Here is a 17190-nt window from a genome sequence, read left to right as displayed (position 1 = left end):
CAAAATATTTTTTATTTTTCAAAAAAATGATTAAAATATTTTTATATATTTTAATAAAGGAATTTTACTTCCTTTACAGAAATATATGTTATATAATATATTTACAATATTTAACGATAGTTAGAAATGGAGGTTTTTATGGGATTTTTTAAAGAATTTAAAGAATTTGCAGTACGTGGAAATGTGCTTGATATGGCAGTTGGAGTAATTATAGGGGGAGCTTTTGGAAAAATAGTTTCAAGTATGGTTAATGATATTATTATGCCTTTGATTGGTATAGTTACAGGAAAAATTGACATTTCAGCTCTTGCTTTGACAATTCCTTCTCCAACTCAAGGGGCAGAACCTATTATGGTAAAATATGGAATGTTTTTACAAAATACTCTTGATTTTATAATAATTGTTTTCTGTATATTTATTTTTATTAAATTTATAAACAATTTTAAAAAGAAAAAAGAAGAGGCTCCTGCAGCAGCACCTGCTCCTTCTGCAGAAGAAGTTTTACTTACTGAAATCAGAGATTTACTAAAAAATAAGTAATATTACTAGCAAAATAAAACGAGGAACTATCCTCGTTTTTATTATGAATTCAAAAAATAATGTTCATATTTATTTAATAAAATCTCTTTAATCTCTTCATCACTTTTTTCCTTTATTTCTTCAATGAAGCCATTAACTTTTATCTTTCTGCTTCCTGTAGAAACTCCCAATGAAAATAGTTTCTCTACATCTTCATTTCCCAGATAAAAATTAAGCTTTATATTTTCATAACCATTAAATTCAAGAAGTGATTTTATTCTATTTGAAAAAGTGATTATCAAATCATATTCTGTATCTTTCAGCAGATAAAGTTCATTTATATTTATTTTCAAAACTATGTCTACATCTGTATATATTTTAAGAATCTCCACAAAAAAGTCTATCTTCTCTATTGCTGAGTTGCTCACTATCACTATCTTTTTTCTATTTCTTCCAAGAACTTTATTCTTCATAACAGTTTTTCTAAATATAAGGGTCATTGCAGATATTTGCTGGTGAGTAAAATATATTCCATATTTTTCCTCAATAGTATCTATAGATTCTTTTACTATATTATACAGACTTGTATATACATTTTTGGTATTTTCAATATTATTATCATAAAAACTATATTTAAAACTGTTTCTTATCAAGGATTTGTGTATATAGCAGTATATTTCATTAAACAGCTGAGTATAATTATAGAACTGTGTTATCACTCTGCTCTGTACTTTTTCTATAAATTCTTTAGTCAGATTTTTAAGCTCTTCACTAATAAGAGGCTCTGAACTGGCAGTATAATCAAGTGAAGATACTAGATAACTCAAAAAATTATCTTCAAATTTATCTCCCAATATATTATACTCATTGATTTTCACAATATTCTTTACAGTTTTATCCTCTATGTTGTGTTCTCTATTTATTCTGTACAAACTTAAAGCAATATAGATATATATAAATTTCTTTGAAGAATAAGATATTCTTAATTTATTCTTCTCTAAAAAGTCATTTAATATAACCTTTGCTCTACTTATCTCCTTAGCTCCCTTGACTATAAAATAATTGAATATCATTCTTTCAAGAGGATTATTTGCTTTTCTATTTATAAGACTGTCATCAAAGTCGAGATCAAATACATCTGACAATATAGAAGCTATAAGAATACGATAATTTCTTTCATTTCCTATTACTTTGATTCCTTTCTTTGCTACTATTTCAGATTTTAGTTCGTTAGATTTCAGCATATTATTTAATTCCTTGCTGTCTTTTTTCTTAGTAGTAAGACTGATTCCTAAATTATCATATAAGCTTGTCATATTTAATATTTCGCTGAAAAAAGAATAGACAATCATAAGGTTGACTCTTTCCTCTTGAGATATCATATAATCATTTAAGGAGAGGCTATGAACAAAATCTATATAATCTCTGTAATCTATTTCTGCTGTTACAGTATTATTTATTATTTTTAATTTTTTCTTTTCAGGAAGATAGTTATTGAGATTTACTATATTTCTTTTCAAACTTATTTCACTTTTATTAAATACATCTTCTGATTCTTCCAGATTAAAAGATTTTTTCTCCTGTATTTTTTTTAAAAGTTTAAGTTCAGATTTATTTATACTCAGCTTTCTCACCCCCTGAAAATATTATATCTAAATAGTACCACAGATATTAATCTATGTACAGAGGCAGGAAGTTCAAGAAGTATTTGAAAAATAAAAATAGCTGTACTTAAATACCAACCTTTCATTGATATTCAAAGTACAGCTAAAAATATTTGATCTTATTATTTTGTTATTTCATTTTTTTTAGATATTCTGAATTTTACTGTTTTCTTTGGATAAATTGTCATTAATTCTTTTGTTATAGGATTGGCTATTACTCTTGGTTTTCTTATAAGAATTTCAAATACTCCTACTTTTGTAAATTTAACTTCTCCATCTATTAATAAAGCTTCTTCCAATGTTTCAAGAAATATATCTATTTCTTTTATTGATTCATTTACTGTCAATGTTTTTGAATTCATTTCTCTATATAATTTTGCTAGTGACTTTTTATTCATTGTTTTCACCACTTTTATTTATCTTTTTTATTAATCCTTCTCCTGCTCTAAATTTTATTATTTCTTTAGGTTTACTATACCCCGCTTCTATCCACATTGGGACTACTACTTTTCTTGATTTTACACTTTTCTTTTCAAAAATACCCCAATTTTTTATTACAATTTTCTTTTCATTATCTAATAGCTTAAAAAATGCATTCCAGAATAAATCTACTTTTTTCTTTGTTTCTTTATAGTTTTTAGCCTTTATTTTCTTTTTATAAAGTTTGATAAAATCTGATTCTTTCATAATCATTCCCCCTTAAAACTTTATAAACCAATTAAAATTTATATCCTAACCCTGTTCCTATTATCCATTCTTCTTTAGCCTTATTCTTTCCAGAATTATTATTAGAATCTCTTTCTATTGTATAAATTCCTTTTATGTCAAATAGCACTCCATTTTCTAATTCAAGAGCATACTTAATATTAAGTCCTATGCTATGTTCATTCTTGTGAGCGACTAAAATATCAAAATCTCTTCCACCTTTAAATCTTCCTGTGATATATTCTTCCTCTGCTCCATCTAATATTTTTGTATAGCTGCCTCCTGCTGTTAGAGTGCTTTTACCAGTTGAATGTAGAATAACTTTCTTCAAGTCTACTCCCATTTTTCCAACTGTATAATCAAATGATTTTGAATCTGTTTCAATAGCAAGAACTTTGCTTCCCTCATTAGCTCCATCTTGATCTAGGTATGTATATGATAGAGTTGCATAAGGCTCTAAGAATAAATTATCTCCTATTGGATTAGAATATCTTCCATTTAAATAAATATCGTATACTACATCATTGTAATTATCAGAATATCTTATTATTGACTCTGCTATGTCAGAGGCTACTTTATTTAGGGCTATTCTGTCAGCATTATAATCTCCATACTGAAACCCTGCTCCTGCTATTACTTTTAAATTTCCTATATATTTTTTAGTATAAGCTCCAACATATAGAGTATCTCCATTTGTTTTTGAACCATTAGAAAGATTAGACTTAAGTTTATTTCCTCCAACAACTATGCCAGAGGTAAAAGTGTCAGATATTCCATATTCTCCCAACATATATGCCCCTGTTATTTTTGTATCTGTTTCTATATCTGAACTTCCAATATCATAAGTATAATACCCTTTTCCAAAGTAAGTATCTTTAGTTCCTCCATCTACATGAGTTAATCCCCCATATATCATCCATTTTCCTATATCAGATTTAAAGATATTATCAGTGACTATATCTCTGAACATTCCTGTTGATTTTCTTGAAAGTTCACTAGAATATGAGTATGGACTTCCTGCATAAATATTATTTAAATATCCTAAAAAAGTAGAAAGATTTTCTTTACTAACAATATTAAAATATTTTATCTGATCAGTTGAAAGAATTCCTTGATACATCTTATTTAACTGATTATAATTTATATCATCTGGATAAGGCATTACAGGTAGATTTCCTTTTATTGTTACTTTGATATCTTCACTTGAAATTTTTTCAATATTATGAAGAAGAGAAAGACTGTCCAATGTCACATCTAAAGCATAATTTATTTCATTTCCTTTCATTGAATCAGTCAATTCTGTTCCACCAAAGTTTACTATAGTTCCTACAGATAATTTCCCTACATCCAACAAAAGTTTCCCACCATTAGATGATATACTTCCTGTATTTCCATGCAATGCATGACCTGTAATTTTACCTTCCTCTTTCTGTGTACCATCTATTTTGAGTATTAGATTGCTTCCATTTTCCAATGTTATATCTCCAAGCTCTGCTGTCAATTTTTCTTCAGCAACACTCAAGTCTTTATCAAATACATAAGTTTTATCAAATATAGTTATGTTTCCATTAATTAATGTTTCATCAAATCCTTTTATATTATTAAAAATATTTATTTCTTCCTGTTCTGCACTGCGATTTAGATTTCCTTTTCCTAGAGTAAGAGCATTATTTCCACTTCCTGTTATAATTTCTCCATTTATTACTGTTCCTTCAGAGATTGTAAGTTTGTTGTCCCCTTCACCTAAATCTATACTTCCATTTATTACAGTATTTATTTTTTCACTACTTCCATCTTTAAATTCTACTTCTCCAGACTCTAAAATCAATTCATCATTTTTAGAATCTCCCTTAATGGCTATTCCTTTATCCTCTAACCCACCATTTATAATACTTCCAGAAATAGTCAAGGAATTATCTCCACTATCATCGAATTTTATTGCTGATGTATAGGCATTTACTACAGAACCTTTTATTGTATTCCCTGTTCCTGATATTTTAATTGTATCTGTTATTCCATTTATTATAGAATCTTCATAAGTTTTTTCTGAAAAGCTACTACTTCCATTTTCTGATGTGGCAGCATTTTTAACCTTCATTTGTCTTTCATTAGAAAACATACTTACATCTATATCTTCACTTCCATCATATCTATATGAAACATCATATTTGTCACTAGATTTAACTTTAAATACAATTCCATAGTTTTTTATTTCTTTTTCATCATCTCCTATTACTACATTATTTAGCTCTCCAATTAATAGTCCATAGTTCTTTCCTCCTACTGCTCCTAGACTATTTGCACTAAGAGCATAAGTATTTCCATAAACTATTCCAAAATTATTTATTTTATCTCCAACAATTGATTCACTACGAAATCCTGTTCCAGAAGACTTTCCTTTTCCTATTATCATTCCTAAGTTATCTATTGGATTTGTTATTGATGAAACTCCAGTATTATCTGATAATCCAACACTATTACCATTTGCAGATATTCCCATAATTTTTCCTGTATTTTTTATATTATCTATTTCTGAAGAATTAAAATTATTTTGAACTCCATATGCTTCATCATTATTTCCTACCCCTGCTATAAGTCCTGAGTTTTCTATTGTTCTTATTGTTGTTCCATTTATAAAAATTCCAAAGCCTCTATTTCCAGCTCCATATATTATTCCTGTATTACTTATATTTTTAGTTTCATTATCTGATGTATTCTTTATTGAGCTTCTGATACTGTTCATTGGTCCCATAGCTACTCCAGCCCCTAACCTTGATCCTTCCCCAGAAATTATTCCTGTATTTTCTATACTTTTTATTGTTCCAGAATAATTATAAATTCCTCTTGCTTGACTTCCTACTGTTCCTACAATTTTCCCACTGTTATTTATCTTTTTTATAACTCCAGTACTTTCATTATGTACCCCTGAAGACTGATTGAGTGAATTTCCGTATATTATTCCTGCATTTTTTATATTATTTATCATTCCTGTATTTCTTATTCCTAATCCATTATCTATTCCTTTTCCTAGTACTAAGCCATTATTTAATATGTTTTTTATTGTTCCTTGATCATTGTGTAAACGATTATATATTCCATATCCATCACTATTATTTCCTTTTGTTTCTGCTGATATTATTCCATCGTTCACTATATCTCCAATCTTACTTGAAAGATTATATATCCCATAACTAGATTGGGAACTGGCAGTTGTTTCTACAATTATTTCTCCTGTATTTACTATACTTTCTATTTCTCCATAAATATTATATATTCCACTACTGGAATTAGTTCCTTTTGCTGATATTGTTCCATTATTTTCTATTTTTTTTATTTTTGAGCTGCTATTATATATTCCATATGCCTCATCATTATTATCTGCTGATATTAAATTATTATTATATATCTCTAGTTGCAAATCATCAGCTATTTCTATTGCCAGACCTAACTGTCCATTATTTACTATTTCCATATTATTACTGTAGATATTATCCTCAAAAGTATTATATACAAATGGATGTGTTGCCTTATCGTAGACTTTATCATTAAATAATATTTTTTCTCCTGCCTCTTGAGTTATTTCCAATCCTTCTCCCATTGTCAATGGACATGATAACAAAAATCCTACTACAGCTGCTGTTGTTACATTCAAACTTTTTTTCTTTACTTTTCTTTTTACTGCTTTCATTATATTCTCTAGCATATTCTTTCCCCTCTGTCATTTTTTTTATAATTCCAGTAAAAAAAAGAGTTCTCTTTTGTGTATAAAGGCGAACTTTAACCCTTTGTATTTTCCACTATATAAAGATTCTATTTTTTGAACATATTATTTCACCAAAAAACTTTTTTCTTGATTTTTTTAAAATTAAAGGATATAATTAATATAAAATTTCCATGAAAAAAGGGCGCCTTTATACACAAATGCGCCTTTTTTAAATATACGATTTTAAGAGTATTTTCAAACAACAAAAAAATGTCCATAAATATTGACGATTTCAATACTTTAATGGACACTTTAATTTATTTATATATTTATTTTCTAATTTCTTCTGCTTTTTTTCTTGCCTTTTCTGCCATTTCCACTGCTAGTTCACTAGATAATCCTATATAGTTTTCAGGTTTGAGCATACTTTTTATCTCTTCCTCACTAAAAGCTGATGAAATTATCTCATTTTCTTTTAACAGCTGAAAATACTCCTTATGTTCTACCTCTGATTTTATAGCCAACTCATAAATTATTGAATGAGCCTTATCTTTTCCTAATTTCTCTGCTATCTTCATCATAATATACTCACTATTATCCAGCCCTTTATTGTTAAGAACATTCTGATACATTCTTTCTTTAAATACCTGTACTGTTCTAGTAAGTTCCTCAGTTCTTAACAGCACCTCTGTTATCAGTTCCATAGCTTCTTCCAATGCTGCATCAAAAAGCATATATGATGAGCTGTCAGCTTCAAAAGGTCTGCTTCCTGAATATAATCCCAGTGGTACTATTGAATAAAGTTTTTGTGAATTAGCTATTATTCCCTTAGCAAGTTTTGGGTTAATTTTTTGAGGCATTGTACTGCTTCCCACAGTTCCCTCTTCATAAGCCTCTGATATTTCTCCATATTCCTCTATTGAAGTACTATATACTTCCTCAGCTATTTTATGACAGTTGTTTGCTAAAAGAGCCAGTCCCATTATATATTCTTCTTTGTGGCTTGTTATATTTCTTGAAGGCACATCCATAGAGTACATTCCAAGTATTTCAGCCACTCTGTCCTGAACTTTTCTCCCAGTTTCTCCTACTGTATTAAAAGCTCCAACTGCTCCCCCCATCATTATTTTGAAAGTCCTCTTCTCCACTTCTTTCATTCTCTCTACACTTGTAAGAATATCACTTATCCATACAGATACCTTATATCCATAAGTTATTGGAGTGGCATGTTTTCCATGCGTCCTTCCAGCCATTACCGAATCTTTATTATTCTCAGCAAGTTTAGCTAGATTATCAAGTATTTTAGAGCAAATCAAAAGATATTTTTCATGTATTTGTTTCAATACAATAAGCTGTCCGCTCTGCTGTATATTTTGAGTGGTTACACCATAATGAATATATTTTGAACTTTCACTTTCTCCAGATATTTCATCACAAGCTTTTATGAAAACTTTTACAAATGGAACGAACCCATGTCCTATCTTTTTGTATATCTCATCCATCAATTTAAAATCTATATATTCTACCTTAGCTGCTTTTCCAATATTTTCAGCAGCTTCCTTAGGTATTATTCCAAATTCTCCCTGAGCTTTTGCCAGAGCAGCTTCTATATCCAGCCATGCTTGATATTTAGCTTCTTTAGACATCAATTCCTTTATACCAAAATAATTCATTGTCTTACTCTTTGAATCATAGAGTGCTCTCATACTTTCCTCCCAAAACTATATATTTCTTTATTTTTTAAGATAGTCATCAACAGCATTTTTTACAAATTCAACATATGGTCCAAATACCACATGGATATGCTTTTCTTGTGGGAAGAATATTCCAGAAGCCCCTGCTTCTTTTAATTTTGCCTGATTGATAAGCTCTTTATTCTTTATATCCACTCTTAATCTAGTTATACAGTTCTCTGCATTTACTATATTATCTTTTCCACCAAGACCCTCTACCACTATTTCAGCTACTTTTCCATATTGTTTTTCTTTCAGGTATTGATTATTTCTGTTGTCTTCCATTTCTCCCTGCTCCCTACCTGGAGTTTCAAGATTGAATTTAGTAATTGCAAATCTGAATACTAAATAGAATACCACAAAGTTTACAATACCTAAAAGGATGAGCTGTACCCAGTGTGTATTTTCGTATAGCAGTCCAAATATTCCAAAGTCAAATATAGTCCCTCTAATATATCCAATTGATACATTTAAGAAATTCAATGGAAGTGCCATTATTCCACAAAGGACAGCATACACAACGAATAATTGAGGAGCTATAAACAGAAATGAAAATTCTAAAGGCTCAGTAACATTTCCAAGAAAAGCTGTAAGTACAACTGTAAGGATAACCCCTCCAGCTATCTTTTTATTTCTTGCATAAGAAGTATGATACATTGCAAGCCCTATTGCTGGTACTCTAAATAGAGTTGTAAGCATCTGCCCTGCACCCAGATAACTTGTTAATTTAGGCATAAGTTCGTTCCAATAAGGACTTTGAGGTCCTAATACAAACAGTACATGATTTACAGCATTCAATATTCCAATATATGCTTGCCCCTCTATCATATATGTTCCCCCAGCTTCTGTAAATCTGACTATAGAAGCAAGTACATGGTGCAGTCCAAATGGAATAAGTGATCTGTGCAAGAACCAGTAAACTGCTAATCCAAATTTATCATTCATAAAGATGAAAGAAGATTTCAGCAGAACTTTTGTAATAACTCCCCATACAACTGGTACTACAATTCCTACTGGTATCATTACCATAAATGTTATAATAGGCACTGATTTTTTACCACTGAAAAAAGCAAAAGCCAATGGAAGTTCAAGCTTATAGAATCTGTCAGTTATCTTTGCAGCTACAAGTCCACTGATAATACCTCCAGCAGCATCTATTTTTAAAGTATGTATTCCTAAAACTATTCCCTGACCTACCTGTGACATTCCCTTTGTCACAAGAAGACCTGTTGTCTTCAGATATACATTCATAACAATATTCAAAGTAAGATATGCAAGAACAGCAGCAAATACAGCTATTCCTTTTTCTTTTTTTGACATACCATATGCCACACCCATTGCAAATAATAAAGGAATATTATCAAAAACCACACTTGTTATACTTTTCAAACTGTTGATAAGCATATTTAAAAATTCATTTCCTAAAAATGGAAATCTTGAAATCATATAACTTTGTGTTAATGCTCCTGTTATCCCCATTACCATTCCTATTGGAGCCATTACTGCTATTGGAAGAAGCAATGATCTACCAAAGACTTGTACATTATCTTTAAAACTATTTTTCATAAAGTCCCCCTTTATATTTATATATCCTTCTTATAGCTTCAGTTTAGTTTATTTTGATAATTTCTTCAAGGTCACTTTCAACAGGATTTTTTTTACACAAAGTTGCCCTTTAAATTTTTCTCTGGTATTAATATTTATACTCCCTTCTATTTCTAACTCAGATATTAAATTGTAGCATGTTAAATATAGAGATATTTAAAAATCAATTTTTGCAATTACACTATAAATTATATTCAAGAACTTAGAATTATTCCAATAGTTAAAGTTTTATAATTTATAAATTTCAGTTTTATATTTAAATATAAAAGAAAAAAGCGGCTTAACCCGCTTTTTTCACTCTATAACAATCTCTTTTCTTATTTATTTTTCTCTTCTATCAACTCAAAAATTACTCCCTCTTTGATAGCAAAAGCTATATTTATATCTCCAGCATCAAAAGTATCAAAGATAACTCTATCCATTTTTTTCTTTTCTTCTTCAATAGATGCCACCTTTATAGCTATGTGAGGCTGATGCTGCATTTCAATAGGAAGTGGAGTTCCACTTTCGTATCTTAAATATTCAAATTTATATTCATGATCATCGGCAACTGTTACAAATACTTTTAAAGGTGCTAAATATATCTCATTCTCTTTTATTTCTGTAGTAGGAACACCTATATGTACAAATTCCATATTTTATCCTCCTCAAAATCTCTTATTTTTTAATACTTAGATAATAGTCATAAGCTTCTTTACCAGTATAATTTTCATGAACTACTTTTGCTACTGCTTTAGCCATAGCCTTAGGATCTTCAGCTTGGAATATATTTCTTCCCATATCTACTCCTGCTGCACCTTGTCTTATAGCATTATATGTCATTTCTAAAGCTTCATCTTCTGGAAGCTTTTTCCCTCCAGCTACCACAATAGGTACAGGGCAAGCTGCTACTACTTTATCAAAATCTTCACAATAATAAGTTTTTATTATATGAGCTCCTAATTCAGCTAGTATTCTTGTTGCAAGAAGGAAATATTTAGTTGTTCTTTCCATCTGTTTTCCTACTGCTACAACTCCCATTACAGGTATCCCATATCTATTTCCCATATCAATAGTCTTTGTAAGGTTGGCAATAGACTCTTTTTGTCCTGGTGCTCCTATAAAAGTCTGTACTGCCATACATGTAGCATTCATACGGATAGCATCTTCTATATCTACCCCTATTACTTCATAGCTCATGTCATCATCAAGTACAGAACCTCCTGCTGTTACTCTAAGTGCTAAGCCTTTATCAAAATATGGAGGTATACAAGTTCTCATAGCTCCTCTTGTTGCCATAAAAACATCCACATCTTCTGCTAAAGGGGGAATAGCTAAATCTAATCTCTCTAATCCAGCAGTTGACCCCATTATATATCCATGATCAAAAGCCAGCATAACTGTTCTTCCACTTTTAGGATTGAATATTTTAGCTAGACGAGATTTCATTCCCCAGTCCATATTCTCCATTCCTTTTACATAAAATGATTTATTATTTTCAAAAGGGACATCTGTCATATAGTCCTTTGCTAATTTATTTCCAAATTGATCTGCCATCTATTTTACCTCTCTTACTTTTTAAAATATGGTGTATTACATGGTTGATTCCAGTAATGAACAAGTTCGTCATCCATTCTTGCTATCATCATTTGGAATCCTGCCTGCTCCTGAACTGTCAATAATTCTCCAACTGCATTAGCCACAACTTCTATTCCTTTTTCTTTTAGGTAATTATAGCACTTTCTAAATACTATTAATTGTTCCATAAGAGTAGTTGCCCCAGTTCCATTAATAACTACTAATAATTTTTCTCCTGTTTTGATATCTAAATCTTTTAATAGAGCATCAAGCATAATTTGAGCTGTTTCATCAGCAGTTTTAAGAGGCATTCTTCCTCCTCCACCTTCTCCATGCTGACCCATTCCAATTTCCATATCATCTTCATCAAGTTCTGCTATAACTCCACCTGTGCTTGGATGAGTAGCTCCTTTTGCTGCTACTGCTATAGTTGCCATATTGTCAGCAAATTTCTGAGCTATTTCTGCTACTTCTTCTAAAGATTTTCCTTCTGCAGCGGCTGCTCCAGCTATTTTATATAAAGGTACACATCCAACAAGTCCTCTTCTGTCATCAGCATTTTCTCTAGGTGCATTAGCCACATCATCTTGAGTAACTACTTTTATTACATTCAATCCAGCTTTTTTTACCATTTTCATAGTAAGGTTAGCAGTCAGCATATCTCCAGCATGATTTAATACTACAAAAAGTACTCCTTTTCCTTTATCAGCTATTTTGATAGCTTCAAAACATGGTTGTGGTCCAGGTGCAGCAAAAATATCTCCTGGTACAGAAATATCTACCATTCCTTCTCCTACAAATCCACTGATAGCAGGCTCATGTCCAGTTCCACCAAGAGTTACTATAGTCACTCTGTCTGCATCTTTTAATTTTTTATTTACTACTAATCTTGTTCCCTCAGTCAATTCAATAATATCTTGATTAGAAAGTGCCAATCCCTCTAAAAGTTCTTGTGTTAAATTACTTGGATCATTGATGAATTTTTTCATTTTCATAATAAAAACCCCTCCTATTAATTTATTTTATTCAAAACTTTTTGCAAATCCCTGGAATAAAAGATTCATTGAAACCGCTCCTGCATCTTTAAACCCAAGAGTTTTTTCTTTATAACTTTTAGCTCTTCCATATTTTGAGATGTAATTCTTAGTATCTTCACATCCCTGTTCTGCAGCGGCGGCTGCTTCTTTAAACATTCCTTTGATATCTGAATCAGAAGCTGCAATAGCTTCCACTGCTGGTATAAATGTATCCATCATAGTCTTATCCCCAACTTTTGCTCCAGATACATCATTCATCTCTTCCAATGAAGCTGCAAACATATCTTTTATAATTTGTTCATCCAGTTCTTCTGCTCCCTCTGGAATACCAATAGCCAATCCAGATATCCAGCTTCCCCAAAGAGGTCCTGCTGATCCGCCATTTACTCCCATGGCACTCATTCCAAGGTCATCTATAAAATCTTTTATACTTGTTCCTGAATCCCAGTTTTCTATATCTTTTTCTATAGCATTTGCTATCTTTACAATAGTTATTCCATGATCTCCATCACCAAACTTAGAATCAATCTCAGACAATTCATCAGCATTGGCTTTTAAAAGCTCACATGATGTCAGAAACATTTTTTTAATATCTTCTCTATTAATCTTCAATTTTGACACCTCCATATTTCTTTAATTTAATATTATCATATGTAATTACAAATGTCAACGATTATAAAAAGAGTAATTTGGTTTTTTTACGGACGGTATAACTATATATCAAAACATAATATTTTCTTTATATATTTTATTTTGTTTCCTTAATATATTATGTAAAATTTTTCTGAAAAATATTTTTCTGATAAAATATCTATAAATTTTAAAAATTAATTTTTATAAACTTCATTCCTAAAAAATATGGTATAAAGATATTTATCCATTCTACTTATAAAATTATTTTATCCTCTAAGCTAAGTCCTCAATTTTATTTTTTCAACTCTTTACTAAATATTTATATAAACAAAAATTTAGAATTTACTTTTTTCATTTTATAGATTATACTATTGAAGTATGTCAATACTTAAGAAGATTAAATGTTGACAATACAATACTTTAAAAGGAGAAATATTAATGAAAAAACTATTTACAATTGTATTATTTTTAATTATCAGTACTTTTATATTTGCAACTGTAACTACATCTGGGATTGGAGATGGATTTTCTGGTAAAATCAAAGTTGATGTTTTAACAAATGGGGAAAAAATAGAGGATATCAAACTTGTTTCAGATTCTGAAACTTCTCATATAATATCAAGAGCTTTCCCTATATTGAAAGAAAGAATTTTAAAAGCTCAATCACCTGTTGTTGACAGTGTGTCTGGTGCTTCTTACACTTCTTTTGGAGTTAAAAAAGCTGTTGCTGAGGCCCTTAAAGCTAATGGAAAAGATTTTGGAAGAATCAGATTCAATACTAAAGCACCTGAACAGCCAGCTGCTAACCTTGAAGCTGTAAACACTGATCTTGTAATCATTGGTGGGGGACCTGCTGGATTAGCTGCTGCTATATCTGCCAGAGAAGCTGGATTGAAAAATATTATTCTTATTGAAAAATTAGATATTCTTAGTGGTAATGGAAAATATGATATGAATTTCTATGATCTTATTAATTCAGAAGCCCAAAAAGCAAGAGGAATAAACGATACTGTTGAATCTCTTATTGCTGACAACAGCAACCCTCTTGATACTCCTGAAAGAATAAAAGCTCAGGCTGAAGGAGCATTTGTTTTGGATAAATGGCTGAGAAGCTTTGGGGTAAAATTAAACTATAATTATGGAAAAAGAGGACATATGGCAGAATCTAATGCTTATGCTGGGGCTCATGTACAAGATGGTATGGAGAACAAAGTAAAAGAATTAGGTATAGATGTTCGTACTGGTACAAAGGGACTTGATCTTATTATGAAAGATGGAAAAGCTGCTGGTGTTAAAGTACAGAATGGAAATAACTTCTATGATATTAATGCTAAAGCCGTTATCCTTGCTACTGGAGGATTCTCTGCCAACAAAGAACTTCTTAAAAAATATGTTCCTGGGTCAGAAGTTTTCCAAACTTCAAATCAAATTGGAGCTACTGGAGATTTCATCCCTGTATTTGAAAAAAATAATATAAAAACTGCTAATCTTGAAGTTTTAAATATATTCCCATTCATTATCAGACAAACTAGAGATTTGACTGGTGGTGGAGATGGATTTATTCTTGTAAATAAAGAAGGTAAAAGATTTACAAGTGAAAGTATTACTTATGCTACAAGATTCAGTACTGCACAAAAAATTCTTGATCAGACTGATTCTGCTGCTTTCTATATTTATGACCAAAAATTGTATGATTCAAGTTTCCGTCTTCAAAAGCATACAGCTCAAGGACTTCATCTAAAAGCTGATACCCTTGATGAATTAGCTGATAAATTAGGAATAGATAAGAATAATCTTAAATCAACTGTTGAGGAATTCAATAAAGCAGTTCGTGGTGAAATCAAAGATCCATTCAGAGAAAAACCTACTAAAAAAGAATTTATGAGTGAAGGGCCTTACTATGGTGTTCAAGTTGAATCTGCTATCCATATGACTAGAGGTGGAGTTGTTGCTGATGAAAAAACTCAGGTTCTTTATGACAATGGTAATATAGTAAATGGACTTTATGCTGCTGGAGAAGTTGCCAATAGCAACTCTGGTGCTTACAGTGCTGCTGTAATCTTTGGTAGAATTGCAGGGCAGGAAGCTGCAAAATATATTAACAAATAAAATATTAACTTTTTTAAGAGATTGATAGAAACTAGGACAAAATTTATCAATCTCTTTTTTATTTCTAATTTCCTCTTTAACTTTTATATATAATATATATTTATCCCATTCTAATTTAATTTTACTTTTAATAGATTTCAGGTTATAATACAAATATATAATGTCCTTAATATATAAAAAAAGTTTATATATTAACATTAAATTTCAAAATAATACAACATCTAAGGAGGATTTAAAATGAAAAAATTAACTTCATTAGCTGCTTCTGTTGTTCTAGGAACACTTCTTATAGCTTTCAGCTGTTTTGCTGCTGAAAAAACTACTACTGAAGCTGTTGCATCAGGATTTGGAGGAGATATTAAAATCGAAGTTGTAACTGAAGGAAAAAAAATTGAGGATATCAAGCTTATCTCTCATAAAGAAACTTCACATTTAATGGATAGAGCTTTCCCTATTATTAAAGAAAGAATACTTGAAGCTCAGTCACCTATTGTTGACAGTGTATCTGGGGCTTCTTATACATCTTTTGCAGTAAAAAGAGCTGTTGCTGATGCTATGAAAAAAAATGGTATAGATTTTGGAAGAATAACTTTTAAAACTAAAGCACCAGAGCAGCCTGCTGCTATATTAGAGGATGTAAATACTGACCTTGTAATTATCGGAGGTGGGCCTGCTGGACTTGCTGCTGCCATATCTGCTAAAGAATCAGGGGTAAAAAATGTAATTATTATTGAAAAACTGGATATACTTAGTGGTAATGGAAAATTTGATATGAACTTCTTTGATATGATTAATTCACAAGCTCAAAAAGCTAATGGAATAAATGATACTATTGAAGCTTTTATTAAAGATAAAACTAATCCAAGAGATACTATAGAACGTACAAAAGCACAAGCTGAAGGTGCATATGTCCTTGATGAATGGTTGAGAAGCTTTGGTGTAAATCTTAATTACAACTATGGATTGAGAAATCATATGGCAGAAGCTGATGCTTATGCTGGAGCTCACATTCAAGATGGTATGGAGAAAAGAGTAAATGAATTAGGTGTAGATATTCGTACTGGCACTAAAGGACTTGACCTTATTATGAAAGATGGAAATGCTGTAGGTGTAAAAGTACAGCAGAAAAACAATACTTATAACATCAATGCAAAAGCTGTTATTATTGCTACTGGTGGATTCTCTGCTAATAAAGAATATCTTGCTAAATTTGCTCCTGGTTCTGAGAGAGTTCAAACTTCAAATCAAATGGGAGCAACTGGAGATTTTATTCCTGTATTTGAGAAAAATAATTTAAAAATGGAAAATATGGAAGTTCTAAGTGTATTTAAAACTATAATTAATCCTACAAGAGATCTTACAGGTGCTGGGGATGGATTTATATTTGTAAATAAAAATGGTGAAAGATTTGCAGATGAAAGCCAATCTGGACTGCCTACTGCTTACACTATACTTGATCAGCCTGAAAGTAAAGTTTTTTATATTTATGACCAAGATCTTTATGATTCTAGCTATCGTTTACAAAAGCATACAGCTCAAGGACTTCATACAAAAGCTGCTACTCTTGAGGAATTAGCTGCAAAGTTAAATATTCCAGCTGAAACTCTTAAAAAGACAGTAGCTGATTTCAATAAAGCTGTTCGTGGAGAAATGAAAGATCCATTCAGAGAAAAACCTACTAAAAAAGAATTTAAAGCTGAAGGCCCTTACTATGGTGTACAAGTTGAATCTGCTATTCATATGACAAAAGGTGGAGTTGCTGCTAATGAAAAAGCTGAAGTACTTCATAAAGATGGTCATGTAGTAAAAGGACTTTATGCTGCTGGTGAGGTTACTAATACAACTGGCGCTTACAGTGCTGCTGTTGTGTTTGGACGTATCGCAGGACAGGAAGCTGCTAAATATATCAACAAATAAATATTAAT

General features: G+C 30.7%; 13 protein-coding genes. 3 read left to right on the top strand and 10 right to left on the bottom strand.

Annotated features, from left to right (window positions below):
* The first annotated feature begins 138 nt into the window (after window positions 1-138).
* Window positions 139-540: a large-conductance mechanosensitive channel protein MscL gene (gene mscL / locus E0E45_RS04585; RefSeq protein WP_130890084.1), complete on the top strand. Its 402-nt coding sequence runs from the start codon at window positions 139-141 to the stop codon at window positions 538-540.
* 41 nt (window positions 541-581) lie between these two features.
* Here the strand turns inward: mscL and E0E45_RS04580 are convergent, their stop codons facing one another.
* The 10 genes from E0E45_RS04580 to E0E45_RS04535 form a co-directional block, all read right to left on the bottom strand.
* Window positions 582-2153: a helix-turn-helix domain-containing protein gene (locus E0E45_RS04580; RefSeq protein ID WP_130890083.1), complete on the bottom strand. Its 1572-nt coding sequence runs from the start codon at window positions 2151-2153 to the stop codon at window positions 582-584.
* A 152-nt stretch (window positions 2154-2305) separates the two neighbouring features.
* Window positions 2306-2581 carry an HU family DNA-binding protein gene (locus tag E0E45_RS04575; RefSeq protein ID WP_130890082.1) on the bottom strand — a complete coding sequence of 92 codons (276 nt, stop codon included), beginning with the start codon at window positions 2579-2581 and terminating at the stop codon, window positions 2306-2308.
* The gene (locus E0E45_RS04570; RefSeq protein ID WP_130890081.1) at window positions 2574-2870 is read right to left on the bottom strand and encodes an HU family DNA-binding protein; all 297 of its coding nucleotides are present in this window, start codon (window positions 2868-2870) and stop codon (window positions 2574-2576) included. The genes E0E45_RS04575 and E0E45_RS04570 overlap by 8 nt, the downstream gene beginning before the upstream one ends.
* Before the next feature lie 31 nt (window positions 2871-2901).
* Window positions 2902-6591, bottom strand: a complete 3690-nt coding sequence (locus E0E45_RS04565) for an autotransporter outer membrane beta-barrel domain-containing protein (protein ID WP_130890080.1) — start codon at window positions 6589-6591, stop codon at window positions 2902-2904.
* Between the two features lie 329 nt (window positions 6592-6920).
* Window positions 6921-8297 carry a class-II fumarase/aspartase family protein gene (locus tag E0E45_RS04560; RefSeq protein WP_130890079.1) on the bottom strand — a complete coding sequence of 459 codons (1377 nt, stop codon included), beginning with the start codon at window positions 8295-8297 and terminating at the stop codon, window positions 6921-6923.
* Window positions 8298-8324: 27 nt separating this feature from the next.
* Complete coding sequence (locus E0E45_RS04555) at window positions 8325-9890, bottom strand: PTS transporter subunit EIIC (RefSeq protein ID WP_130890078.1); 1566 nt, start codon at window positions 9888-9890, stop codon at window positions 8325-8327.
* Between the two features lie 356 nt (window positions 9891-10246).
* A complete protein-coding gene (locus E0E45_RS04550; RefSeq protein WP_130890077.1) occupies window positions 10247-10564 on the bottom strand; it encodes a hypothetical protein in 318 nt (105 codons plus the stop codon).
* Between the two features lie 22 nt (window positions 10565-10586).
* Entirely contained in the window at window positions 10587-11465 is an 879-nt protein-coding gene (gene lsrF, locus E0E45_RS04545; RefSeq protein ID WP_130890076.1) for a 3-hydroxy-5-phosphonooxypentane-2,4-dione thiolase, read from the bottom strand.
* A 14-nt stretch (window positions 11466-11479) separates the two neighbouring features.
* On the bottom strand, window positions 11480-12481 hold the full coding sequence (locus tag E0E45_RS04540; protein ID WP_130890075.1) for a dihydroxyacetone kinase subunit DhaK: 1002 nt from the start codon (window positions 12479-12481) through the stop codon (window positions 11480-11482).
* A gap of 27 nt (window positions 12482-12508) precedes the next feature.
* Entirely contained in the window at window positions 12509-13144 is a 636-nt protein-coding gene (locus E0E45_RS04535; RefSeq protein ID WP_232044056.1) for a DAK2 domain-containing protein, read from the bottom strand.
* 450 nt (window positions 13145-13594) lie between these two features.
* Here E0E45_RS04535 and E0E45_RS04530 point away from each other — a divergent pair, with 450 nt between their 5' ends.
* Together E0E45_RS04530 and E0E45_RS04525 are read left to right on the top strand one after the other, a co-directional pair.
* Window positions 13595-15265 (top strand): FAD-binding protein, encoded by a 1671-nt coding sequence (locus E0E45_RS04530; protein WP_130890073.1) that lies wholly within the window; start codon window positions 13595-13597, stop codon window positions 15263-15265.
* A 237-nt stretch (window positions 15266-15502) separates the two neighbouring features.
* The gene (locus E0E45_RS04525) at window positions 15503-17182 is read left to right on the top strand and encodes an FAD-binding protein (RefSeq protein ID WP_130890072.1); all 1680 of its coding nucleotides are present in this window, start codon (window positions 15503-15505) and stop codon (window positions 17180-17182) included.
* Window positions 17183-17190 lie beyond the last annotated feature (8 nt).

Source organism: Fusobacterium ulcerans ATCC 49185, assembly GCF_900683735.1.
GTDB classification, from domain to species: Bacteria; Fusobacteriota; Fusobacteriia; order Fusobacteriales; family Fusobacteriaceae; genus Fusobacterium_A; species Fusobacterium_A ulcerans_A.
The sequence above is the reverse complement of the archived record's forward strand: the minus strand, read 5'-3'. Positions and strand labels throughout refer to the sequence as shown.

Coding starts and splice junctions, on each gene's coding strand:
- mscL (WP_130890084.1), top strand. CDS start 139: ATGGGATTTTTTAAAGAATTTAAAGAATTTGCAGTACGTGGAAATGTG.
- E0E45_RS04575 (WP_130890082.1), bottom strand. CDS start 2,581: ATGAATAAAAAGTCACTAGCAAAATTATATAGAGAAATGAATTCAAAA.
- E0E45_RS04570 (WP_130890081.1), bottom strand. CDS start 2,870: ATGAAAGAATCAGATTTTATCAAACTTTATAAAAAGAAAATAAAGGCT.
- E0E45_RS04565 (WP_130890080.1), bottom strand. CDS start 6,591: ATGCTAGAGAATATAATGAAAGCAGTAAAAAGAAAAGTAAAGAAAAAA.
- E0E45_RS04560 (WP_130890079.1), bottom strand. CDS start 8,297: ATGAGAGCACTCTATGATTCAAAGAGTAAGACAATGAATTATTTTGGT.
- E0E45_RS04555 (WP_130890078.1), bottom strand. CDS start 9,890: ATGAAAAATAGTTTTAAAGATAATGTACAAGTCTTTGGTAGATCATTG.
- E0E45_RS04550 (WP_130890077.1), bottom strand. CDS start 10,564: ATGGAATTTGTACATATAGGTGTTCCTACTACAGAAATAAAAGAGAAT.
- lsrF (WP_130890076.1), bottom strand. CDS start 11,465: ATGGCAGATCAATTTGGAAATAAATTAGCAAAGGACTATATGACAGAT.
- E0E45_RS04540 (WP_130890075.1), bottom strand. CDS start 12,481: ATGAAAATGAAAAAATTCATCAATGATCCAAGTAATTTAACACAAGAA.
- E0E45_RS04530 (WP_130890073.1), top strand. CDS start 13,595: ATGAAAAAACTATTTACAATTGTATTATTTTTAATTATCAGTACTTTT.
- E0E45_RS04525 (WP_130890072.1), top strand. CDS start 15,503: ATGAAAAAATTAACTTCATTAGCTGCTTCTGTTGTTCTAGGAACACTT.